Source organism: Mesorhizobium sp. B2-8-3 (assembly GCF_006440815.1).
Classification (GTDB): domain Bacteria; phylum Pseudomonadota; class Alphaproteobacteria; order Rhizobiales; family Rhizobiaceae; genus Mesorhizobium.
In genome coordinates, this window is sequence record NZ_VFTW01000005.1 from 238,154 (window position 1) to 259,735 (window position 21,582).

The window sequence follows — 21,582 nt, forward strand, 5'->3', positions numbered from 1 at the left end:
GCGCGGCAAGGCAGCATGAAACGCGATTTACTCGCGCGCGAAATCACGCTTCTATCCGCCAGCTTGAGCACGTTTGAGCAATGGGAGTTCAGTGATGAAACTGTGGAAGACCATCCTGGCCGCGGCCGCGCTGTCGCTTGCCGCCGCCACGTCGGCCTTTGCCGCGCGCACCGATCTCACGCTCGGGATCGTGCTCGAGCCGCCACATCTCGATCCGACCGCCGGCGCGGCCGCTGCCATCGGCGAAGTCACCTATGCCAATGTCTTCGAAGGGCTGACGCGCATCGACGACAACGGCCAGGTCCAGCCCGCTCTCGCCGAGAACTGGGCCGTCTCCGACGACGGCAAGGTCTACACGTTCAAGCTGCATTCCGGCGTGAAGTTCCACGATGGCTCGGCCTTCAGCGCCGACGACGTGAAATTCTCGCTGGACCGAGCGCGCGCCAAGGATTCGCTCAATCCGCAAAAGCAACTCTTTGCGCACATCACCGATGTCACGGCGGTCGATCCGTCGACCGTCAAGGTCACTCTCGACGGGCCGCAGGGCAGTTTCCTCTACGACATGGGCCAGGTTGCGGCGGTGATCGTGGCGAAGGGGTCGGCCGACGGCAATAAGGACAAGCCGATCGGCACCGGTCCATTCAAGCTCGATCACTGGGCCAAAGGCTCCGAGATCACGCTCGTCAAGAACCCGGACTACTGGGGTACGCCCGCCGCGCTCGACAAGGCGACATTCCGTATCGTGCCCGACGCCGCCGCGGCTGTCCCCGCATTGCTCTCGGGCGACATCCAGGCTTTCGCCAACATGCCCGCACAGGACGCGCTTGCACAGCTCCAGTCCGATCCGCGCTTCAGCGTCGTGATCGGCTCGACCGAGGGCGAGACAATCCTGTCGATCAACAACAAGAAGCCACCTTTCGACAAGCTTGCGGTGCGGCAGGCGCTCGCCTCGGCGATCGATCGCAGTGCCATCATCGACGCAGCCTCGAACGGTCTTGGAAAGCCGATCGGCTCTCATTTTTCGCCAGGCGATGCGGGCTATGTCGATCTCACCGGCGTCTACCCGCACGACATCGCCAAGGCCAAGGAGTATCTGAAGGAAGCGGGGTTGGAGAACGGCTTTTCGGCCACGATCAAGCTGCCGCCCGTACCTTACGCACGCGATGGCGGCCAGGTGATTCAGTCCCAACTGAAGGAGATCGGGGTCAATCTGCAGATCATTCCGGTCGAATGGGCGGAGTGGCTGATCCAGGTCTTCACCAACAAGGACTACGATCTGACGATCGTTTCCCATGTCGAGCCAAACGACATCGATATCTATTCGCGGCCCGGCTACTATTTCCAGTATGACAATCCGAAGTTCAACGATGTCATCAAGGAGCTCGGCACCACGGTCGACAAGGACAAGAGGCTGGAGCTGCTGGGTGAGGCACAGAGGATTCTCGCGCACGATGTGCCCGCCGTCTACCTGTTCGAGCTGCCCAAGATTGGCGTCTGGGACGCCAAGCTGCAGGGCATGTGGACGAACTGGCCGATCGAGGCTGACGATCTCACCAAGGTGAAGTGGACGGATTGAGGCCGGCGCGATCGCCCGATCGCCTCCCATGACCGCATACCTCGTAAAGCGCCTGATCATCGCGGCCCTCACACTGGTGCTGGCCTCGATGGTGGTGTTCGCGGTCATGGAGATCCTGCCCGGCGACCCGGCGCGCCTGATGCTGGGCCTCAATGCCAGCGCCGACCAAGTCGAGGTGCTGCGCAACCAGATGGGGCTGAACGCGCCGCTGGTCCTGCGCTACCTGCACTGGGCGGCGGGCTTGCTCAGCCTCGATTTCGGCCGCTCCTACACCTATTCGGTCCCCGTCATCGACCTCGTGCGTGAGCGCATCGCCGTCTCCCTGCCGCTGGCGCTGATCGCGCTGGCGCTCTCGACCATCATCGCCATTCCGGTCGGCGTGTTCTCGGCCAGCCGCCAGGGCCGGGCCGGCGACACGCTGGCCATGGGCGCCGCCCAGCTCGGTGTCGCCGTGCCCAATTTCTGGTTCGCGCTGATGCTGATCTACCTCTTCGCCGTCTGGCTGCGTCTGGTGCCGGCCGGCGGCTTTCCGGGCTGGGGCGCCGGTATCTGGACGGCGTTGAAATCCCTGGTCTTGCCGGCCGTGGCCCTGGCGCTGCCGCAGGCGGCGATCCTGGCGCGCGTCGCCCGCTCGGCGCTGATCGAGGTGCTCAACGAGGACTATATCCGCACCGCGCGCGCCAAGGGCCTGCCCTATCGCGCCGTGCTCTGGCGCCATGCGCTGCGCAACGCCATGATCCCGGTGCTGACAATCCTCGGCCTGCAATTCGCCTTCCTGCTGGCCGGCACCATCATCATCGAGAATGTTTTTTACTTGCCGGGCCTTGGCCGGCTGATCTTCCAGGCCATCACCCAGCGCGACCTGATCGTCGTCGAGAGCATCGTCATGCTGCTGGTCGCCGCCGTGATCCTGATCAACCTCGTTGTCGATTTCTCCTACGCCATCGTCGACCCACGCCTCAGAGGCCGGCAATGACCATGCGCGTCGACCTGCCCGAGGAAACCCTTGCCGGCGTGCTGGCCAAGGCCTTCGGCAACCGCTCTTTCCTCATCGGGCTTGTCATCACGCTGCTGATCGTGGCGGTCGCGCTCCTCTCCTTCGTCTGGACACCTTACGACGTCACAAAACTGGTGATCGCCGACAAGACGCAGGCGCCCTCCTGGGCGCACTGGTTCGGCACCGATCATTTCGGCCGCGACATCCTGTCGATGATCATGGTCGGCGCCCGCAATTCGATCGCTGTCGCGCTGGTCGCGGTCGGCATCGGCATGTGCATCGGTGTGCCGCTTGGCGCCTTCGCCGCGGCGCGCGGCGGGATAGCCGACGAGGCGCTGATGCGCGTCAACGATCTCGTCTTCGCCTTTCCGGCCTTGCTCTCGGCAATCATGATCACCGCGATCTTCGGCCCGGGCGCCGTCAACGCCATAATCGCCATCGGCATCTTCAACATCCCGGTCTTCGCCCGCGTGGCGCGGGCCGGAGCTTTAGCCATCTGGCCGCGCGAGTTCATCCTTGCCGCACGCGCCGCCGGCAAGGGCATGACGCGCATCAGCATCGAGCACATCCTGCCCAACATCGCCACGCTGCTGCTGGTCCAGGGCACGATCCAGTTCGCGCTCGGCATTCTCGCCGAAGCCGGGCTTTCCTATGTCGGCCTTGGCGCCCAGCCGCCGATGCCGAGCTGGGGCCGCATGCTGTTCGACGCGCAGACGCGCATGGTGACCGCACCCTGGATGGCGATCTTCCCCGGCATGGCGATCGTCGTCACGGTGCTTGGGCTGAACCTGCTCGGCGACGGCATTGCCGACATCCTCGATCCAAAATCGCGGCGGCGCCGATGAGCCTGCTCGAGATCGAAAACCTGTCGCTTTCGATCGGTGACACGCCGATCCTGAAAGGCGTCGAGCTGACAATCGCGCCCGGCGAGGTGGTCGGCTTGGTCGGCGAATCCGGCTCCGGCAAATCGATGACGGCGCTGACGATCATGCGGCTTTTGCCGCATCTGGCCCGCGCCGAAGGCCGCGTCGCCTTCGACGGCATCGATATCCTAGGCGCGAGCGAAGACCAGATGTGCGCCCTGCGCGGCGATGACATCGGCATGGTTTTCCAGGAGCCGATGACGGCGCTGAACCCGGTCAAGACCATCGGCGAGCAGGTCGCCGAAGGCATCCGCTGGCACACCAAGGCGAGCCGCGCCGAAGCGGAGGAGCGCGCGCGAAAGATCCTCGACCGCGTCGGGCTGCCGGAGGCCAAATTCCCGCTGTCGCGCTACCCGCACGAACTGTCGGGCGGCCAGCGCCAGCGCGTCGTCATCGCCATCGCCTGCGCGCTTAAACCGAAATTGCTGATCGCCGACGAGCCGACAACGGCGCTCGACGTGGTGCTGCAGGCTCAGATCCTCGACCTGCTGCGCAATCTGGTCAGCGAGAACCGCATGGGGCTCCTGCTCATCTCGCACGACCTCGCGGTTGTGACCGAGATGGCCGATCGGCTGACTATCCTGCGTCACGGCGAGGTGACGGAGGCCGGCGACACCGCACGCACGCTGTCGGAGCAACAGCATCCCTACACGCGCGAGCTGGCGTTGGCCTCCATGCATGTGCCGGCGCGCCCGAAACCGCACCTTGCCGGCTCGGCAAAACCCTTGCTCGAAGTCGAAAACGTCGGCCGGGACTATCCGGGACGGCGCATATCCCTGTTTCGGCCGGCGCAGTCGATCCGCGCCGTCGACGATGTCTCGCTCACCATCGAACCCGCCCAATCGGTGGCGCTGGTCGGCCGCTCGGGCTGCGGCAAGTCCACGCTTGCCCGCATGATCCTCGCCCTGGACAAGCCGACGGCGGGCACGATCCGCTTTCGCGGCGAGGCCATCACCGGCAAGCCGGAATCGGCGCTGAGGCCGGCCCGGCGCGACATGCAGGTGGTGTTCCAGGATCCTTACGGCTCCTTCGACCCGCGCCAGAAGGTGGAGAAGCTGGTGGCCGAGCCGCTGCATCTTCTGGAAAAGCAGCCGGCAAAGGCCGAGAGTCGCGAGATGGTCGCGCATGCGCTCGATGAAGTTGGCCTTGGGCCGCGCGACATGGACAAATACCCGCATGAGTTCTCCGGCGGCCAGCGCCAGCGCCTGTCGATCGCGCGCGCCATCATCACGCGGCCGAAGCTGGTGGTCGCCGACGAGCCGGTCTCGGCGCTGGACGTCTCGATCCGCGCCCAGATCCTCGACCTTTTCGCCGAGCTCAACCAGAAGCTCGGCATCGCCTATCTCTTCATCACGCACGACCTGACGGTCGCCCGCGCCATGGCGGACGAGGTGCTGGTCATGCATGAAGGCAAGATCGTCGAGCGCGGCCGGGCCGCCGATGTGCTCGACCATCCGCGCTCGGAAGCGGCGCAGGCGCTGATCGCGGCGGCGCCCGACCTCCACCGCGCCATCGCGCGGCGCATGCAGGAACAGGGGTGAGCCAGCCTCCTCTTTTTGACGCAATTCCGGGCAGAACGCTACGGCGAAGTCGCCGAGCTTAAACGCTCACGCTTGCCTTGGAATTGCTTCAGCTCTCCGGCTTCACCAAATCGACGGGGCTGATGTCGAGCAGGTCGAGCGTGCGGCGCAGGAGCTTCACCTCGCTCTCCGCCAGCCTGGCATCGGCCTTGGCGATCTCGGCCATGTGGCGCGCAAGCAGCTTTCGGCGTTCGACATCGAGGTCGCGGAACAGCGCGATCGCCTGCGAGCCATTGGTCTCGTAGCCATAATCGTTGAGATATTCGATGACGCTGTCGATCGAGGCCTCCGGAATGCCGAAGGCTACCTTGCAGATATGCCGGAAGACGACCATCTCGCTCTCCGAGACCGAGCCGTCGGCCAGGATCATGCGGAACAGCATCAAGAGTTCCGCCGACAGCACAGGATCGTCCGCCACCTTGCGCACACCCGGGTCACCGTCGAAGATCGAACGTATCTGGTCGAGCAGCGCCATCGCCATCAAGCTCCCTTTGCGATTCCGATCGGATTGTTAGAGCAATTCCAGGAAAAGTGTGAGCGTTTAGGCTCGGCGACTTCGCCGTAGCCTTCCGTCCGGAATTGCGCCAAAGCGAAGGACGGGCGGTTCGGCGTGGAACGGCGAACCGCTCTGACATGGAATTGGTCTTGCGCAAACTGACTGAGCGTGATGGAAGCTGCGGCTTCCTTCCTTCCAATCACCCCTCCCCGATGATCGACCTTACCCTGCAGACCGTCCTTATTCTCGTCGCCGCCGCTTTTGCGGCGGGTTTTGTCGACTCGATCGCCGGCGGCGGCGGGCTGATCACGATCCCGGCGCTGCTGCTCGCCGGTTTTTCGCCGGTCGCAGCACTCGGCACGAACAAATTGCAGGGCATGTTCGGCTCCGGCTCGGCCACCATCCATTATGCCGCCAACGGTCAGGTCGACCTGCGCCGCCAGCTGCCGTCGGCGCTGCTGGCGCTTGTCGGCGGCGCGGTCGGCGCCCTGTTGGCGACGGTCGTGCCCGGCGATTTCCTGCGCGCCCTGCTGCCGCTGCTCCTGATCGCCATCGCCCTCTATTTCGCGCTGAAGCCGAACATGGACGACGTCGACCGCGCCGAACGGCTATCGCCTTTCCTGTTCGGGCTGATCATCCCGCCGCTGATCGGCTTCTATGACGGCGTCTTCGGTCCCGGCGCCGGCTCCTTCTACATGCTCGCCTTCGTCACCCTTGCCGGCTACGGCGTGCTCAAGGCGACGGCGCATACCAAGCTGCTCAACTTCGCTTCTAACATCGGCGGTTTCGTCGTCTTTGCCGCCGTCGGCGTCATCGACTGGAAGATCGGCTTGATGATGGGCGTGGCGCAGTTCATCGGCGCCCGTGTCGGCGCGAGCCTTGCCATCCGCATCGGCGCCAAGCTGATCAAGCCGTTGCTGGTGGTCGTCTGCCTGGCGCTCGCTGTGAAGCTGCTGGCCGATCCGGCCAATCCCTTACGCCAGCTCATTGGTATGTGAGGCGCATGCTGGTAGAATTCGGGTGTTGCGAATCAGGTTGGAGGGACCAGACATGAATCTCAGTGCGCCCACCCAGATCGTGTTCATTATTTCGTTGGTCATCGCCGTCATCGGCCTTATCGCCGCGCTTGGCGTTCTTGCATTCATTCCGCTTGCGTCCGTTTGGATCATGCTCATCGCCTATATCGTGCTTGCCGCCGGCTGTTTGATGCGCGGCACCTAAAGCAATTCCAGGAAAAGTTTTCCGTCCGGAATTGCATTAACCGTTAATAGCCAATCTCAGGCAACTCGGAGCGCCCGGCCCTGCCGGGCGCTTTTGATTCTTGCGAGCATATTCTGATAGGCTCTCGGCATGTCCGACGAGACAGAGCGCCTTCGACAGGATAACCGCTCTCCGACCATCCATTTCGAGATGGTGCGGCGCAAGCCCCCCGCCTCGCTGGCCGGCATTGTCACGGATATCTGCGGCTATCGCGAGACATTGCCCGGCCATTTCCACATCGTCGAATATGCCTCGCTGACCGTGCCGCTGGTGATCAGCTTCGCCGAAGCCTTCGCCATCGGCCTCGGTCACAGCCCGGGCGACAACGATCGCTACGCCAGTTTCGCCGCCGGTCTCTATGCTGGGCCGGTCATGATCGAATCCTTCGGCGGCTCCTGCTGCGTCCAGGTCAATTTCACGCCGCTTGGCGCCAGGCGGTTCTTCGGCCTGCCGATGAGCGAGTTGCGCGATCGCATGGTCGGGTTGGACGACGCGCTGGGCTTTGACGGCATGGCATTGCGCGAACGGCTTGGCGAGGCATCGGATTGGAACGCGCGCTTCGACATTGCCGAGGGCTTCATCGCCGGCCGCCTTGCGGAGGCGAATGCGCTTTCGCCCGAAATCGCCTGGGCGTACAGAACAGTCATCATGTCGGGCGGCCGCACCCGTGTTTCGGCGCTCGCCGGCGAGATCGGCTGGAGCCGCAAGCATCTGGCGGCGAGATTCACCGACGCGATCGGCATCGGCCCGAAGACCTTGTCGCGCATCGTGCGCTTCAACCGTGCGCTTTCCCTGTCGAAGCAGCAGGACGACGACTGGGCCGGCATCGCCGCCGATTGCGGCTATGCCGACCAGGCGCATCTGGTGCGCGAATTCCGCCAGCTTGCCGGCGAAACGCCGAAGGCGCTCGCGGCGTCGATTTAGGCCCAGGCGAGGTAACATTTCTTCAAGACGCCGAGACCGCCTTTGCGCAGACTGGCATTCATCAACCGACCCAGGGAGATTGTCATGCCGACAGCAAACGAAGCACCCCGTCTCTATCCCGCCCTGCGCTACAGGAACGCCGCAAAGATGATCGACTGGCTCAGCGAGGCCTTCGGCTTCGAACTGCGTGCACGCTATGGCGACGGCGACATCGTCCACCACGCCGAGCTCACTTTCGGTTCCTCGATGATCATGCTGGGCACGGCGCGCGACGACGACTACGGCAAGATGGTCGGCGAGCCCGGCGGCGGCGGCAAGTCGATCTACATCGCCGTCGACGACGCCGATGCCACCTATGCCAAGGCGAAGCAAGCCGGCGCGCAAATCATCCAGGACCTGGTCGACCGCGACTATGGCAGCCGCGAGTTCATCTGCCTCGACCCGGAAGGCAATGTCTGGTCCTTCGGCACCTATTGGCCGAAGGCGGGGGAGAAGGGCTGAGGTATCGTCGGCGGCGCTTAAGGTTAGCGACAGCGTCTCAACTTCGTCATCCACGGGCGAAGCAAGGAGCGAAGCGACGCGCGCAGACCCGAGGATCCATTCCGTTACTTTCGCCGAAGAATGCAGCGGAACAGAATTCTGCACCGTTGCAACACCTTGACGTCACGGAATGGGTTCTATGATCTGCGCGCGTCGCTCCGCTCCTTGCTCCGCCATAGAATGACGACCGCATAAACGGCTCGGCTAATCGCCAAGGCACGCGATCCTCAGGCATATCCGGCCGGTCCAGTCCCCCTGCGGTGGAACTGACCTATCGCGCCAGTCTAAAAATAGCATCGCAGTCGAGATGCCGCTCCAGCTCGTCCGCGACCTCGTCCAGCGCCCTCTCGACGTCCGCGCGATAGTCAATGCCGCCTCCCCTGACGCCAAGGCTCTCCAGGTAGGCGGCGCGAAAGGCGTCGGCGGAAAAAAGCCCGTGCAGATAGGTGCCGATCACCTTGCCGTCGGCGGTAACCGCGCCGTCCTCGACACCGTTGAGGATCGTCGACGGCCGCGCCGTGTCCGGGCCGGAGGTGCGGCCGAGATGGATCTCGTAGCCTTCGAGCGGCAGGCCGAACTGCACCGAATGCGCGCTTGAATTGCGCACGGTCTTTTCGGGCTCCATCACCGTTTCGATGTCGAGCAGGCCGAGGCCTTCGGCTTCGGTGACGCTGCCTTCGATGCCGTCGGGATCGCGCACCATGCGGCCGAGCATCTGGTAGCCGCCGCAGATGCCGACCACATGGCCGCCGCGCTTGCGGTGAGCGAGAAGATCCCGGTCCCAGCCGTTCTCGCGGAATTTGAGCAGGTCTCCGATCGTCGACTTCGAGCCGGGGACGACAACCAGCCCGGCATCTTCCGGCAGCTTCTTGCCCGGCGGCACGAACACGACCTCGACCTGCGGCTCGGCTTTCAGCGGGTCGAGATCGTCGAAATTGGCGATGCGCGCCAGCATCGGCACAGCCACCTTCAGCGCCCGTTTCTCGCCGGAAGCGAGGCGCTCGAGCACGACCGAATCCTCCGAAGGCAGCCGGGCGGCGGCACTCAGCCACGGCACGACGCCGAAGCAGCGCCAGCCGGTGAAGGTTTCTATCGCCTTGATCCCGTCGTCGAACAACGACACATCGCCGCGAAACTTGTTGATGAGATAGCCGGCGATCATGCGCCGGTCTTCCTCCGGCAGGATGAGATGCGTGCCGGCCACGGACGCGATGACGCCGCCGCGGTCGATGTCGCCGACCAGGATCACCGGCACATGGGCGCGCGTCGCAAAACCCATATTGGCGATGTCGCGGCTGCGGAGGTTGATCTCGGCTGGCGAGCCCGCGCCTTCGACGATCACCAGGTCGGCGCCCTCGCCCACCTTGGCCCAGGAATCGAGCACCGCATCCATCAGTCCGGCTTTCATCGCCTGGTAGTCGCGCGCCCGCGCCTCGCCATAGACCTTGCCCTGAACCACCACTTGCGAGCCGATATCGCTCTGCGGCTTGAGCAGCACCGGGTTCATATGGACAGTCGGCCGGACGCCGCAGGCCAGCGCCTGCAGCCATTGCCCGCGGCCGATCTCGCCCTCGCCGGCCTTGTCGCCGCCGGGAATGTCGGCGACGGCGGCGTTGTTCGACATGTTCTGCGGCTTGAACGGCCTGACCTTCAGCCCGCGGTTCTTCGCGGCGCGGCAAAGCCCCGCGACCAGCACCGTCTTGCCGACATCCGAGCCGGTGCCCTGCAGCATGATCGCCTGGGCCATCAGCCTCTGCCTCCCGAGCCGATCGTCGACTTCTGCGCCAGCGGCCCGCCGCGCCAGAGATAGAGAGCCATCAGCGGCTCCTTGCCCGTGCGCATGGCATGGCTGACGTCGGAGGCGTGGTGAATGACCTCGCCGGCGTCGCGAGTATGGAAGCCGCCTTCGCCCATCCGCCATTCCGTGCCGCCGGTCATCGGGACGTAGATTTCCTCGGCGATATGGTGGTGGTCGGGATAGACGATGTCCGGCCCGAGAATCAGCAGCCCGGCCGCAACCGCGTCATTGACGAAATGCCCGCGCGTGCCGAACACTTCCAGCCAGCCGTAATTGTCGACAAAGCCCTGCCCGAAATCGGCGGCGGTATAGGTTTGCCCCCAGCGCAGCTCATCCCGATGGTCGGCAACGAACCGCGCCAGCGGCTTGGCGCCGGCCGGCGCAAGTTCGGCGATGCGATCGAGATAGCCAAGGCAGCCAAGCGCCCGCGGTTCGAGCGAACGGACAGGCATGTCCCAGCCGATGCGCGCGACTTCGTCCGCGACCAGATTATTGTCGGCGCCGGCGAGATAGGCGTGGAACCGCTCCAGCAACTCATCGAAAATTGTCGGCACGCAGGGCTCCGTTGGTCAATCCATGCACAACCGGTCCGCAGGAGGCCGGGTTGCGCGGCGGCATCATTGGTCTAGATTGAACGGCGCGCAAAGCCAAAAACGACAGGCCAGAAGGCCTGAAACGACAGGGAGCACGCCATGGACGCGGCAGTCAATGCGGGCACTGGCCAATTCGAACTCAACGAGGAACAGCGCGCCATTCAGGAGATGGCCCAGGCCTTCGCGGCGGACCGCGTCGCGCCCAATGCGCTCGACTGGGACAAGACAAAGCACTTCCCCGCCGATGTGATCCGTGAGACCGGGCCGCTCGGCCTCGGCGGCATCTATGTACGCGACGATGTCGGCGGCTCGGCGCTTGGGCGGCTCGATGCGGTGCTGATCTTCGAGGCTCTGGCCCACGCCGACCCGGCCTTCTCCTCCTTCATTTCCATCCACAACATGGCGGCCTCGATGATCGACCGCTTCGGCAGCGACGAGCAGCGCCAGCGCTTCCTGCCGAAACTGACCTCGATGGAATGGCTGGCGAGCTATTGCCTGACCGAGCCCGGCTCGGGCTCGGACGCAGCGGCGCTTAAGACGCGCGCGGTGAAGAGCGGCGGCGACTATGTCTTGAACGGCGCCAAGCAGTTCATCTCCGGCGCCGGCGACAGCGACCTTTATGTCGTGATGGCGCGCACCGGTGCCGACGGTCCGAAAGGCATCTCGACCTTCGTCGTGCCGAAGGACGCGCCGGGCCTCTCCTTCGGCGCCAACGAGCACAAGATGGGCTGGCACATGCAGTCGACCCGCCAGGTCGTCTTCGACGATTGCAAGGTGCCGGCCGAAAACCTGCTTGCCGCGGAAGGCGCCGGCTTCGGCATTGCCATGGCGGGGCTCGATGGCGGCCGGCTCAACATCGCCGCCTGTTCGCTGGGCGGCGCGCAGTCGGCGCTCGATAAGGCGCTGGCCTATACGGCCGAGCGCAAGGCCTTCGGCTCCAAGATCAATCAATTCCAGGCGCTGCAGTTCAGGCTGGCCGATATGGAGACGGAGTTGCAGGCGGCCCGCATCTTCCTCTACGCCGCCGCTTCCAAGCTCGACCGCAAGGCGCCGGACGCCGGCAAATGGTCGGCTATGGCCAAGCGCTTCGTCACCGATATCGGCTTCGACATTGCCAACCATGCGCTGCAGCTGCATGGCGGCTACGGCTATCTGCACGATTACGGCATCGAGAAGCTGGTGCGCGACCTGCGCGTCCACCAGATCCTCGAAGGCACCAACGAGATCATGCGCGTCATCATCGCGCGGGCGCTGATTGGTAGGCAGTAGGCAGTAGGCAGTAGGGAAAGATGATCGGCAAGATAAACTCGTACAAGGATTTGATCGTCTGGCAGCAGGCCATTGATTTGGCTGTGGCTACCTACTCCTTGACCAAGGCATGGCCAAAAGAGGAATTGTATGGGCTGACCAGCCAAATTCGCCGCTCAGCCACATCTATCCCTGCAAACATTGCGGAAGGTTACGGCCGAGATAACACCGGCTCTTACCAGCAGTTTCTCAGGATAGCCCAAGGCTCTCTAAAGGAGCTTGAAACGCATCTCCAGATCGCTGAACGCGTCGGCCTGACCACTCGTGATGAGGTTCATCATATGCTGTCAGCCACAGAAGCCATCGGAAAAATGCTTCGCCAGCTTATTATCAAACTCGCACCTGAATAGACTGCCTACTGCCTACTGCCTACTGCCTACTGAAATCACGGGAGCACTACTATGGCAACGATCGCCTTCATCGGCTTGGGCAACATGGGCAATCCGATGGCCGCCAATCTCGTTAAGGCGGGGCACGCGGTGCTGGGCTTCGACCTTGTGCCTGAAAACCTCACGGTTGCGAAAGAGCACGGCATTACAGTCATGGCCAATGCCGTCGCCGCGGTGAAGGACGCCGATGTCGTCATCACCATGCTGCCGGCCGGCAAGCATGTGCTGTCGGTTTATGAGGACATCGCGCCCAAGGCAAAGAAAGGCGCGCTGTTGATAGATTCCTCCACGATCGATGTCGAATCGGCGCGCAAGGCGCATGCGATTGCCGCCAGGCATGGCTTGCAGTCGATCGATGCCCCGGTCTCCGGCGGCACGGGCGGGGCCACGGCCGGCACGCTCACCTTCATGGCCGGTGGCTCGGATGACGCTTTCGCCGCCGCCGAGCCGATCCTGAAGCCGATGGCCGGGCGTGTCGTTCACTGCGGCGGCGACGGCGCCGGACAGGCGGCCAAGATCTGCAACAACATGATTCTCGGCATCTCGATGATAGGCGTCGCCGAAGCCTTTGTGCTCGCCGAAAAGCTTGGCCTGTCGCACCAGGCGCTGTATGATGTCGCCTCCACCTCGTCGGGCCAATGCTGGTCGCTGACCACCTATTGCCCGGTCCCCGGCCCTGTTCCGGCCTCGCCGGCCAACCGCGACTACAAGCCCGGCTTTGCCGCGGCCCTGATGCTAAAGGACCTGAAATTGTCGCAGGAAGCCGCGCAGGGCGCGGGCGCCGTGACCCCGCTCGGCGCCGAAGCCACGCAGCTCTATGCCTTGTTCAACGCCCAAGGTCATGCCGGCGCCGATTTTTCCGGAATTATTAATTTCCTGCGCGGAAATCCGGCGTAAGATACTGATTTTCTAAGGTTATTTTCGATATCCGCCGGTCAGAAGCCGGCAAATTTAGATTTGCTTAAGGTCTCGCTAACTCACCGGTAACGATGTGCCTTTAAAACGGACTGCGAGGCGGACATCGCGTCTGCCCGGCGCTCCGGATCAGGTCTCGCGTACCGGAGCCCGTAAGTTTCGCAAGTATTCCTGTAGCGAAATGCCATGCGTATCTGGCAGAGCCGCGTTCCCGAAGGGACGCGGTTTTTGCGTTTCCGGAACATCGAGATCGAACGGGCGCCCCTCTTCGAAGAGCGCCCGAAGTCCAATTACCGCTTCCGCAAATCCGCGTCCGCGAGATCGAGCGCCTTGGCGATGCGTTCGCAAGCCATGTCGATCGTGTCGCGCGTCCAGATCAGCGGCGGCGACAGGATCATCGTGTCGCCGGTGGCCCGCAACATCATGCCGTTCGCGATCGCGTGGTCGCGCACCGCGACCGCGGCGCTTCCCGAGGGCAGATAGCGTTCCTTGGTCGCCTTGTCCTTGACGATCTCGATCGCCCCCATCAGGCCGATCGAACGCACCTCACCAACCAGCCTGTGCCCGGCGATCCGTTCCTGCAGCGCCTGCGCGAAATAGGGGCCGGTGTCATTCTTGACCCGCTCGACCAGCCCTTCCTTCTCGATGATCTCAAGGTTCTTGAGCGCCACCGCGCAAGCCACCGGGTGACCGGAATAGGTGTAGCCGTGATAGAACTCGCCGCCTTTCTCGACCAGCGTCCTGGCCACACGGTCGCCGACCAGCAGCGCCGACAGCGGCTGGTAGCCCGAGGTCAGCGCCTTGGCGGTGGTGATGGTGTCGGGCTCGATCCCGAACGTCTGCGCCGCGAACCACTCGCCGGTGCGGCCATAGCCGGTGATGACCTCGTCCAGCATCAACAGCACATCGTATTTGCGGCAGATGCGCTCGACTTCCGGCCAGTAGCTCATCGGCGGGATCTTCACCCCGCCCGCGCCCATCACCGGTTCGCCGATAAAGGCGGCGACCTTGTCGGCGCCGGCTTCGAGGATTGCATCCTCGACCGCCTTCGCCGCGCGGATGCCGAAATCATGGTCGCTTTCGCCGGGCAGCGCGAGTTCATAGGCATAGGGCATCATCACATGGACGATGTTGGGCACCGCGCCGCCGAGCTGCTTGTGCATCGGCTCCATGCCGCCCAGCGACGTGCCGGCTATCGTCGAGCCGTGATAGGCCGACTTGCGCGAGATGACGCGGTTCTTCTCGGGCTTGCCTTCGAGCGCCCAATAGTGGCGGACGAGCCTGAGCGCCGTATCGTTGGCCTCCGAGCCGGACGAGCCATAAAAGACCTGGCTGACATGCTTGGGCGCGAGTTCCGCCAGCTTCTTCGACAACAGCACCGGCGTCGGCGTCGAGCATTTAAAGAAGGAGTTGTAGTAAGGCAGCTCCTTCATCTGCGCGTAAGCCGCCTCGGCCAGCTCGTCGCGGCCATAGCCGACATTGACGCACCACAGGCCCGCCATGCCGTCGAGGATTTCGGTGCCGTCGGCATCGTAGATGAACGGGCCGTTGGCATGGGTGATGATGCGCGAGCCGGTTTCACGCAGTTCCTTGTGATCGGTGAAGGGATGAAGGTGATGCGCGGCGTCGATCTGCTGAAGCTGCTTCAGCGAATAATTCTGATAGGTCATGGGTTTGATCTTTCCTCTTGAATCAATCCGGCGGGAGCCGGAGGCGGATTCGTCAGAGGAAGACAGGCGGCGAATAGCCGATGCGGGCGCAGAGCCGCAAAAGCTCGGCGCGCAGCGTCCGCGGTGACGGCGTCACCGCGACCCCGAAGGCGCCTGATGTGCTGAAGCGGATCATGGGGGCAGCTTATGCCGCCTCAGGCCCAAAATTCAAGCGGTTCCAGTCAGGCGGTCTTACCGAGCGACCGCTTGAGGAACATATAGCGCATCGCCGTCTGCGCCGCTTGCGGCCGGCGGTCGCCGCGCCCGCCATGGCCGCCTTCGGTTTCCTCGAAGAACAGCGTCTTGCCGTGACCTGCCTCCCGCAGCCGCGCCGCCATCTTGCGCGCATGTCCGGGGTGCACGCGGTCGTCGGCGGTCGAGGTCATCAACAGGACCGGCGGATAGGCAGCATCGGCCGCGACGTGCTGGTAGGGCGAATAGGCGCCGAGCCACGCCGCCTCCTCCGGCTTCGACGGGTCGCCATATTCGGCGATCCAGGAGGCGCCGGGCGGCAGTTCGGTGTAGCGCAGCATGTCGAGCAACGGCACGTCGATGATGACGGCGCCGAACAGTTCCGGCCGCTGCGTCAGCGACGTGCCGGTGAGCAGGCCGCCGTTGGAGCCGCCGTGGATGCCGAGCTGCGCCGCCGTGGTGATGCCGCGCTTGACCACATCCTCGGCAACGGCAGCGAAATCGTCGAAGGCGTTCTGGCGCTTGCCCTTGAGCGCGGCCTGGTGCCAGGCCGGACCGAACTCGCCGCCGCCGCGGATGTTGGCCTGGACATAGGCGTTGCCCTTGTCCAGCCAGAGCTTGCCGCGGATGCCGGCATAGCCCGGCAGCAACGGCACCTCGAAACCGCCATAGCCGTAGAGCAATGCCGGGACCGGTCCTTTCTGGTCGCGGCGCCGCACCACGAAATACGGGATCATCGTGCCGTCCTTCGAGCGCGCCTCGAACTGCTCCGAAACATAAGGCGAGGCGTCGAAGCGGGCCGGCTGCGACTTCACCGTTTCAAGCGTCTCGCCATTGTCATCCGACCAGATGATCGAGCTCGGCGTCAGGAAATCGGTGAAGGAGAAGGACACGCTCGAGCCGAAATGCTCGACATGGCTGATGCCGACATTGCCATTGTCGGGCAGCGCGATCCGTTTCAGCGACCAGCCTTCGGCCGTACGGTCGCAGGCGATAACCTTGCCGCGCACATTGTCCATCAGGTTGATGAACAGCCGGTCCTGCGTCCTGGCGAGGCCCGCAATGGAAACGCGGTGCTCCGGTTCGAGGAGCGTCTCGATCGGTTCGAACGCACCCGTTTCAATCCAGCGATCGAAATCGACCGAATAGAGCCCATCGGGCAGGCAGCGCGTGCCGTCCGGCGCCGTCCAGGGGCTGCGCACGCCGAAGATAAGCTGGCCCTTGAAGATCGCGGTGTCGGTGGCGTCGTCGGGCAGCGGGATGCGCCGGTTCTCGCCCGAAGCCAGCCGCAGGAAACTGTGGGAGGTGAAGAAGTCGAGCGTCTTGCCGAGCAGCACATGCCGCTTGTCGCCGTCATGCTCCACGCCGCCACCGACCGCCAGATGTTGCTTTTCGCCTTCGAAGATCGGCGTCGCGTCCTCGAGCTTGGTGCCGCGCCGCCACAGCTTGATCACGCGCGGATAGCCGGACTGCGTCTTGTCGCTTTCCTCGAAAGCGGCGGAGACGATGACGGTATCCTTGTCCAGCCAGGAAAAGCCCGACTTGGAGGCTCGCGCGGAAAACCCCCCTTCGACAAAGGACCTCGTCGCGATGTCGAACTCGCGCATCTCGCTGGCGTCGCCGCCATCGGGCGACATGTAGAGCAGGCAGCGGTTGAAATCGGGATAGAGCCGGCTCGCCCCGCCAAACACCCATTTCACGCCTTCCTTCGCCGAGAGCTGGTCGAAATCGATGATCGTCTCCCAATCCGGCTTGTCGGTCTTGTAGGAAGCGACGGGCGTGCGCCGCCACAGTCCAAGCGCATTGGTCTTGTCCTGCCAGAAATTATAGACGTAGCCGACAAGCGCCGCCCCGACCGGCATATTGTCCTCGGCGGTCATCAGGTCGAGCGCGATTTCGAATGTCGCCTGATAGGAAGGATCGCCCTGCAGTTCGGCGACCGTCAGCGCGTTCTGGCGATGAACCCAGTCCAGCGCTTCCTCGCCGTTGCGATCCTCCAGCCAGAGGAAGGGATCGTTGGCGGTCAATCCGGGCTGGGTTCTGGTCATCGTGCTGGTCATGCAGGTCTCCATCTGGCGGCCTCGCCTACATCGCGTTCGCTGCCTTGATATTCAAGAGCCATGTCGGGACCGATTACAAAACCCGCCGGCGCGCGATCGTCGCCGCCGCCAGCGCGGCGCAGATTGCGCCAAGCGTGACAGGCAGGCCGGCGGCGCCGATGACATCCATAACGCCACCGGTGAGCGGCGGCACGATTATGCCGCCAAAACCCCACGTCAGCGAGAAGGCGGCATTGCCGGCGACCAGCGCCGAGCCGGTGAAGCGTTCGCCGAGCTCGATGATCGACATCGTGTAGATGCCGTAGGAAACGGCGCCCCAGATAAAGACGCAGCCCCAGATCAGCGGCGTCTCGATCAGCGCCGGCAAAAGCGCGCATCCAAGGATGCTCACCGCCACGCAGCCGAACCGCACCAGGCGCGCCGTCAGACGTTCGGCGAGCAGGCCGAGCGGCACCTGCATGGCGATGTTACCGGCGATCATCACGGAAAGCAGCGCCGACATGCGCGCCTCGGGAATGCCGTGATGCGTCCCATAGACCGGCAGCAGCGCCAGTATCGCCTGCTCGAACCCGGCCGCGACGACAACCGCCGACATCAGCAGCCAGGCCAAGGGTATGAAGCCCAGCACCGACACCTTGTTATCGGCCTCGTCGACCTTCGGCAGCCGCTTCACCACCGCGGCCAGGCAACCGCCGCAGAAGAGGAAGGCTAGAATGCCGACCAGAAAAGGCGGCCAGCCTTCGGTGCCGACGGCAAGCAGGCAAAGCGGTCCGGCCGCGAAGCCCGCCGAGATGATTGTCGAATAGATGCCCATGACGCGGCCGCGCCGGGCCGGCGGCGCAAGCGCGATCACCCAGATTTCGCTCAAGACATAGAGCGGGTTGGTCACCACGCCGATCAGGAGGCGCAGCGGAAACCACAGATAGACATTTTGCGTCCAGCCGATCAGCGCCAGCACCAGCGCCGAGAGCGCGGCGCAAGTGAGCGCCGTGCGCCCTGCCCCGAACCGGCGCGCCAGCCCCGGGATCAGTGGCGAGGACAGGATGAAGCCGACCGGCGTCATTGCCGCCGACAGCCCGATCATCGCCGGCGAAACGCCCTGACGCTGCAGGATGAAGCTGAGGAGCGGATAGGAAAGTCCTTGCGCGATGGCGAAGACAGACACGGTCGCGATCACGCCGGTGATCGCGGCCCACTGCACCGTCTCGCCGCTCTCCGAACCAGCCAGAGCCATCGGTCTTGCTCCAATCGCCTGGAGGCTTAGCCGGTATGGTCGGCTGCCGTAAGAGCCAACTGGCGGCGAAAGCGCATGTTCCAGCCAGTCCCTGTCAGGAGCGCTGGCGCTGCAAGGTACGGTACAAGGCGAACGACACCAGCAGCACATCAAGCCCAATGATGACGATGGGTAACCCGAGCGGCCCGAGCGCCTGCATCAGGGCGCCGGCGCCGGGCGGGCCGACAATGCCGCCGACGCCCCACAGCAACGCGAAGGCTGCATTGCCGGTGACCAGCAGCGAGCCCTTGAAGCGGCTGCCGAGCTCGACCAGCGCCATCGTGTAGACGCCGTAGCCGACCGCGCCCATCACCAACAGCACGCCCCAGATCAGCGGCGTGGCGATCAGCAGCGGCAACAGAATCGCGCAGACCGTCGTCGCCGCCGCGCAGGCGAGGATCATCGGCCGCCCGCCGAAGCGTTCGGCGAGCAGGCCAAGCGGGATCTGCAGGACGATGTTGCCCAGCGAAAGCATCATCACCAGGGCGGCAAGCATCGCTTCGGGCAGGCCGTAGCCCGCGCCGAAGATAGGCACCAACGCATAAGTGCTCTGCTGAACGGCGGCGGAGACCAGCACGGCCAAAAGCAGCGCCGGCGCGAGCCGCGCGAAGCCGACAAAACTACCGGCGGGCTGGCCATCGTCCTCGAAACCGGTGAGCTTGGAGGAGACGAGGCGCAGAATGACCGCGCAAAGCGCGAAGCCGGCAATGCCGACGCCGAAAGGCGCCCAGCCGGCGGTGCCGACAAGGGTCAAGGTAAACGGCCCGGCCGCGTAGCCGGCGCCCATCAGTGTGTTGAACACGCCCATGACACGCCCGCGCCGCGCTGGTGGCGCAAGCGACAGCGCCCAGACCTCCCCAAGCACATAGAGCGGGTTGATGACCACGCCAATGATGAAGCGGATAACGTACCAGGCGACCCAGTTCTGCAGATAGCCAATAGCCAGGAAGCACAGCGCGCCGACCAGCGAGCAGCCGACCGCCAGGTTGCGTGCGCCGACCAGCCGCACGGCCGCCGGCACGAAGGAGGCCGACAGGATCAGCCCGACCGGCATCATGGCCGCGGACAGTCCGATCAAGCCCGGCGAAAAGCCTTGGCTCTGCATCAGCAGGGTGAACAGCGGCGAGCTCAACCCTTGCGCCGCGCCGAACATGGCGAGCGCGGCCGTGACCCCGGCAAGGGCCGCCCATTGCGGTCGATCTTCGGCGGTCTGGACGGAAGCGGTCATTGCGGCTCGCAATTGAACAATCACGGCATCATTATCAGTGGCGGGAGCCCTGCTGATGCCTCAGCGGAAGCAATTCGGCGATCCAGTCCGCTCCCCTTCCGTCATGTCGCTTCCCTCGCCCTAGTGGTCGCCGCCTCCTCACCGGCGACATTGCCGCCAGTTCATTATGCCGCCAATTTCGCACCCTCACGAGGCTTCTCATGACTGCCGCCCTCCATCCCGCCGAACCGGCATTGGCAACAGATCGCGCCCGCCGTGGCGGCCGCGCGGGAAAGCGCGCCGGCGGCTCGGCCGCCTTCGAGCAGCCCGTCTTCCGGCAGCTGAAGAACCCGCTGTCGCCGACCAGGCTCGTGTCCGACGACGAATTGGAATCGATCCACCTCGCCTCGCTGCGCGTGCTGAAGGAGATCGGCGTCGACGTCCTGCACGACGAAGCCCGCCGCATCATGAAGGCGCATGGCGCGGACGTGCGCGAAGGCTCGGAGCGCGTGCGCTTCGACAGTAACATGATCCTCGAGCTTGTCTCGCACTGTCCTTCGGAATTCACGCTGCATGCCCGCAACCCGGCGCACAATCTGCGTTTCGGCGGCAACAACGTCATCCTGTCGATGATGGCGTCTGCACCGAACTGCTCCGACCTCGACCGCGGCCGCAGGCCCGGCAACCAGGCCGACTACCGCAACTTCCTGCGGCTCGCGCAGATGCACAACATCCTGCACTGCACCGGGGGCTATCCGGTCGAACCGATCGACATCCATCCGTCGGTCCGGCATCTGGAATGCATCCGCGACCTCGCCACGCTGACCGACAAGGTCTTCCACATCTATTCGCTCGGCAAGGAGCGCAACGTCGACGGCATCGAGATCACCCGCATCGCCCGCGGCATCAGCCGCGAGCAGCTGATGCAGGAGCCTTCGGTCTTTACCATCATCAACACCAATTCGCCGCTCAAGCTCGACGTGCCGATGATGGAAGGCATTATCCAGATGTCGAGCATGGGCCAGGTCGTGATCGTCACGCCGTTCACGCTGTCGGGCGCCATGGCGCCCGTCACCGTCGCCGGCGCGCTGGTGCAGCAGAACGCCGAGGCGCTCTCCGGGATCGCCTTCGCGCAGATGGTGAAGAAGGGCGCGCCGGTCGGCTATGGCGGCTTCACCTCCAATGTCGACATGAAGTCCGGCGCGCCGGCCTTCGGCACGCCCGAATATATGAAGGCGCAGCTTGTCGGCGGCCAGCTTGCCCGCCGCTACAACATCCCCTACCGCACCTCCAACACCTGCGCCGCCAACACGGTCGACGCGCAGGCCGCCTATGAAAGCGTGTTCTCGCTGTGGGGCGCCATCCAGGGCGGCGGCAACCTGATGATGCATGGCGCCGGCTGGCTTGAAGGCGGCCTGCGCTGCTCCTATGAAAAGACCATCCTCGACATAGATCTTTTGCAGATGGCGGCCGAGTTCCTCACCCCGCTCGACCTCTCCGAGGACGCGCTCGGCTTCGACGCCATCCAGTCGGTCGGCCCCGGCGGCCATTTCTTCGGCACCCCGCACACGCAGGCGCGTTACAAGACCGCCTTCTATTCGCCGATCGTGTCCGACTGGCGCAACTTCGAGACCTGGACCGAGGCCGGCTCGCCGACGGCGATGGAGCGGACCAACAAGGTCTGGAAGGAGCGCCTTGCCTCCTACGAGGAGCCCTATATGGATCCGGCCATCCGCGAGGAACTCAACGACTTCGTCGAGAAGCGCCGCGCCGAAGGCGGCGCGCCGACGGATTTCTGATCATCTGTGTTGAGGATGAATAGTCGACCCCCACTCCGTCGAG

Annotated in this window: 20 protein-coding genes; 12 read left to right on the plus strand and 8 right to left on the minus strand. The window is 64.3% G+C overall.

From position 1 onward, the window contains the following. Positions 1–94: 94 nt before the first annotated feature. From FJ418_RS11060 to FJ418_RS11075, 4 genes are read left to right on the plus strand one after another with little or no spacing between them, the layout of a single operon-like run. Entirely contained in the window at positions 95–1,576 is a 1,482-nt protein-coding gene (locus FJ418_RS11060) for an ABC transporter substrate-binding protein (protein ID WP_140865423.1), read from the plus strand. A gap of 28 nt (positions 1,577–1,604) precedes the next feature. Beyond that, positions 1,605–2,552: an ABC transporter permease gene (locus tag FJ418_RS11065; protein WP_140865425.1), complete on the plus strand. Its 948-nt coding sequence runs from the start codon at positions 1,605–1,607 to the stop codon at positions 2,550–2,552. Then, complete coding sequence (locus tag FJ418_RS11070) at positions 2,549–3,418, plus strand: ABC transporter permease (RefSeq protein WP_140865427.1); 870 nt, start codon at positions 2,549–2,551, stop codon at positions 3,416–3,418. Before FJ418_RS11065 ends, FJ418_RS11070 begins: the two co-directional genes overlap by 4 nt. Continuing rightward, positions 3,415–5,037 (plus strand): dipeptide ABC transporter ATP-binding protein, encoded by a 1,623-nt coding sequence (locus FJ418_RS11075; RefSeq protein WP_140865429.1) that lies wholly within the window; start codon positions 3,415–3,417, stop codon positions 5,035–5,037. The genes FJ418_RS11070 and FJ418_RS11075 overlap by 4 nt, the downstream gene beginning before the upstream one ends. An 88-nt stretch (positions 5,038–5,125) precedes the next feature. On the opposite strand, the gene FJ418_RS11080 is transcribed toward FJ418_RS11075, so the two are convergent. Beyond that, positions 5,126–5,557 (minus strand): TerB family tellurite resistance protein, encoded by a 432-nt coding sequence (locus FJ418_RS11080; RefSeq protein ID WP_140865431.1) that lies wholly within the window; start codon positions 5,555–5,557, stop codon positions 5,126–5,128. Positions 5,558–5,784: 227 nt separating this feature from the next. On the opposite strand from FJ418_RS11080, the gene FJ418_RS11085 reads away from it, so the two are divergent. The 4 genes from FJ418_RS11085 (at position 5,785) to FJ418_RS11100 (ending at position 8,257) form a co-directional block, all read left to right on the plus strand. Continuing rightward, on the plus strand, positions 5,785–6,570 hold the full coding sequence (locus FJ418_RS11085) for a TSUP family transporter (protein ID WP_140647974.1): 786 nt from the start codon (positions 5,785–5,787) through the stop codon (positions 6,568–6,570). A gap of 52 nt (positions 6,571–6,622) precedes the next feature. Beyond that, positions 6,623–6,793 carry a hypothetical protein gene (locus FJ418_RS11090; RefSeq protein ID WP_140653476.1) on the plus strand — a complete coding sequence of 57 codons (171 nt, stop codon included), beginning with the start codon at positions 6,623–6,625 and terminating at the stop codon, positions 6,791–6,793. Between the two features lie 129 nt (positions 6,794–6,922). Beyond that, on the plus strand, positions 6,923–7,756 hold the full coding sequence (locus FJ418_RS11095) for an AraC family transcriptional regulator (RefSeq protein WP_140865433.1): 834 nt from the start codon (positions 6,923–6,925) through the stop codon (positions 7,754–7,756). Positions 7,757–7,840: 84 nt separating this feature from the next. Continuing rightward, on the plus strand, positions 7,841–8,257 hold the full coding sequence (locus FJ418_RS11100) for a VOC family protein (RefSeq protein WP_140865435.1): 417 nt from the start codon (positions 7,841–7,843) through the stop codon (positions 8,255–8,257). Positions 8,258–8,567: 310 nt separating this feature from the next. Here FJ418_RS11100 and FJ418_RS11105 read toward each other — a convergent pair whose 3' ends face one another. Then, complete coding sequence (locus tag FJ418_RS11105) at positions 8,568–10,043, minus strand: cobyric acid synthase (RefSeq protein WP_140865437.1); 1,476 nt, start codon at positions 10,041–10,043, stop codon at positions 8,568–8,570. Further along, entirely contained in the window at positions 10,043–10,648 is a 606-nt protein-coding gene (locus FJ418_RS11110) for a dimethylsulfonioproprionate lyase family protein (RefSeq protein ID WP_140865439.1), read from the minus strand. The genes FJ418_RS11105 and FJ418_RS11110 overlap by 1 nt, the downstream gene beginning before the upstream one ends. Positions 10,649–10,786: 138 nt before the next feature. Between FJ418_RS11110 and FJ418_RS11115 the strand changes: the two genes are divergently transcribed. From FJ418_RS11115 to mmsB, 3 genes are read left to right on the plus strand one after another with little or no spacing between them, the layout of a single operon-like run. Further along, positions 10,787–11,956, plus strand: coding sequence for an isobutyryl-CoA dehydrogenase (locus FJ418_RS11115; protein WP_140865441.1), 1,170 nt, complete (start codon positions 10,787–10,789; stop codon positions 11,954–11,956). A 20-nt stretch (positions 11,957–11,976) separates the two neighbouring features. Continuing rightward, complete coding sequence (locus FJ418_RS11120; protein WP_140647964.1) at positions 11,977–12,345, plus strand: four helix bundle protein; 369 nt, start codon at positions 11,977–11,979, stop codon at positions 12,343–12,345. 51 nt (positions 12,346–12,396) lie between these two features. Continuing rightward, positions 12,397–13,281 carry a 3-hydroxyisobutyrate dehydrogenase gene (gene mmsB / locus FJ418_RS11125; RefSeq protein WP_140865442.1) on the plus strand — a complete coding sequence of 295 codons (885 nt, stop codon included), beginning with the start codon at positions 12,397–12,399 and terminating at the stop codon, positions 13,279–13,281. Positions 13,282–13,589: 308 nt separating this feature from the next. Here mmsB and FJ418_RS11130 read toward each other — a convergent pair whose 3' ends face one another. The 5 genes from FJ418_RS11130 to FJ418_RS11150 form a co-directional block, all read right to left on the minus strand. Then, on the minus strand, positions 13,590–14,969 hold the full coding sequence (locus tag FJ418_RS11130) for an aspartate aminotransferase family protein (protein ID WP_140865444.1): 1,380 nt from the start codon (positions 14,967–14,969) through the stop codon (positions 13,590–13,592). A 52-nt stretch (positions 14,970–15,021) separates the two neighbouring features. Continuing rightward, positions 15,022–15,144, minus strand: coding sequence for a capsid protein (locus FJ418_RS11135; protein ID WP_140647967.1), 123 nt, complete (start codon positions 15,142–15,144; stop codon positions 15,022–15,024). 46 nt (positions 15,145–15,190) lie between these two features. Next, on the minus strand, positions 15,191–17,260 hold the full coding sequence (locus FJ418_RS11140; RefSeq protein ID WP_140865446.1) for a prolyl oligopeptidase family protein: 2,070 nt from the start codon (positions 17,258–17,260) through the stop codon (positions 15,191–15,193). Positions 17,261–17,333: 73 nt separating this feature from the next. After that, on the minus strand, positions 17,334–18,494 hold the full coding sequence (locus FJ418_RS11145) for an MFS transporter (RefSeq protein WP_140865448.1): 1,161 nt from the start codon (positions 18,492–18,494) through the stop codon (positions 17,334–17,336). A gap of 94 nt (positions 18,495–18,588) precedes the next feature. Then, on the minus strand, positions 18,589–19,761 hold the full coding sequence (locus tag FJ418_RS11150) for an MFS transporter (protein ID WP_140865450.1): 1,173 nt from the start codon (positions 19,759–19,761) through the stop codon (positions 18,589–18,591). A gap of 200 nt (positions 19,762–19,961) precedes the next feature. On the opposite strand from FJ418_RS11150, the gene FJ418_RS11155 reads away from it, so the two are divergent. Beyond that, positions 19,962–21,539, plus strand: coding sequence for a trimethylamine methyltransferase family protein (locus FJ418_RS11155; RefSeq protein ID WP_140865451.1), 1,578 nt, complete (start codon positions 19,962–19,964; stop codon positions 21,537–21,539). Positions 21,540–21,582 lie beyond the last annotated feature (43 nt).

Coding starts and splice junctions, on each gene's coding strand:
- FJ418_RS11060 (WP_140865423.1), top strand. CDS start 95: ATGAAACTGTGGAAGACCATCCTGGCCGCGGCCGCGCTGTCGCTTGCC.
- FJ418_RS11065 (WP_140865425.1), top strand. CDS start 1,605: ATGACCGCATACCTCGTAAAGCGCCTGATCATCGCGGCCCTCACACTG.
- FJ418_RS11070 (WP_140865427.1), top strand. CDS start 2,549: ATGACCATGCGCGTCGACCTGCCCGAGGAAACCCTTGCCGGCGTGCTG.
- FJ418_RS11075 (WP_140865429.1), top strand. CDS start 3,415: ATGAGCCTGCTCGAGATCGAAAACCTGTCGCTTTCGATCGGTGACACG.
- FJ418_RS11080 (WP_140865431.1), bottom strand. CDS start 5,557: ATGGCGATGGCGCTGCTCGACCAGATACGTTCGATCTTCGACGGTGAC.
- FJ418_RS11085 (WP_140647974.1), top strand. CDS start 5,785: ATGATCGACCTTACCCTGCAGACCGTCCTTATTCTCGTCGCCGCCGCT.
- FJ418_RS11090 (WP_140653476.1), top strand. CDS start 6,623: ATGAATCTCAGTGCGCCCACCCAGATCGTGTTCATTATTTCGTTGGTC.
- FJ418_RS11095 (WP_140865433.1), top strand. CDS start 6,923: ATGTCCGACGAGACAGAGCGCCTTCGACAGGATAACCGCTCTCCGACC.
- FJ418_RS11100 (WP_140865435.1), top strand. CDS start 7,841: ATGCCGACAGCAAACGAAGCACCCCGTCTCTATCCCGCCCTGCGCTAC.
- FJ418_RS11105 (WP_140865437.1), bottom strand. CDS start 10,043: ATGGCCCAGGCGATCATGCTGCAGGGCACCGGCTCGGATGTCGGCAAG.
- FJ418_RS11115 (WP_140865441.1), top strand. CDS start 10,787: ATGGACGCGGCAGTCAATGCGGGCACTGGCCAATTCGAACTCAACGAG.
- FJ418_RS11120 (WP_140647964.1), top strand. CDS start 11,977: ATGATCGGCAAGATAAACTCGTACAAGGATTTGATCGTCTGGCAGCAG.
- mmsB (WP_140865442.1), top strand. CDS start 12,397: ATGGCAACGATCGCCTTCATCGGCTTGGGCAACATGGGCAATCCGATG.
- FJ418_RS11130 (WP_140865444.1), bottom strand. CDS start 14,969: ATGACCTATCAGAATTATTCGCTGAAGCAGCTTCAGCAGATCGACGCC.
- FJ418_RS11135 (WP_140647967.1), bottom strand. CDS start 15,144: ATGATCCGCTTCAGCACATCAGGCGCCTTCGGGGTCGCGGTGACGCCG.
- FJ418_RS11140 (WP_140865446.1), bottom strand. CDS start 17,260: ATGACCAGCACGATGACCAGAACCCAGCCCGGATTGACCGCCAACGAT.
- FJ418_RS11145 (WP_140865448.1), bottom strand. CDS start 18,494: ATGGCTCTGGCTGGTTCGGAGAGCGGCGAGACGGTGCAGTGGGCCGCG.
- FJ418_RS11150 (WP_140865450.1), bottom strand. CDS start 19,761: ATGACCGCTTCCGTCCAGACCGCCGAAGATCGACCGCAATGGGCGGCC.
- FJ418_RS11155 (WP_140865451.1), top strand. CDS start 19,962: ATGACTGCCGCCCTCCATCCCGCCGAACCGGCATTGGCAACAGATCGC.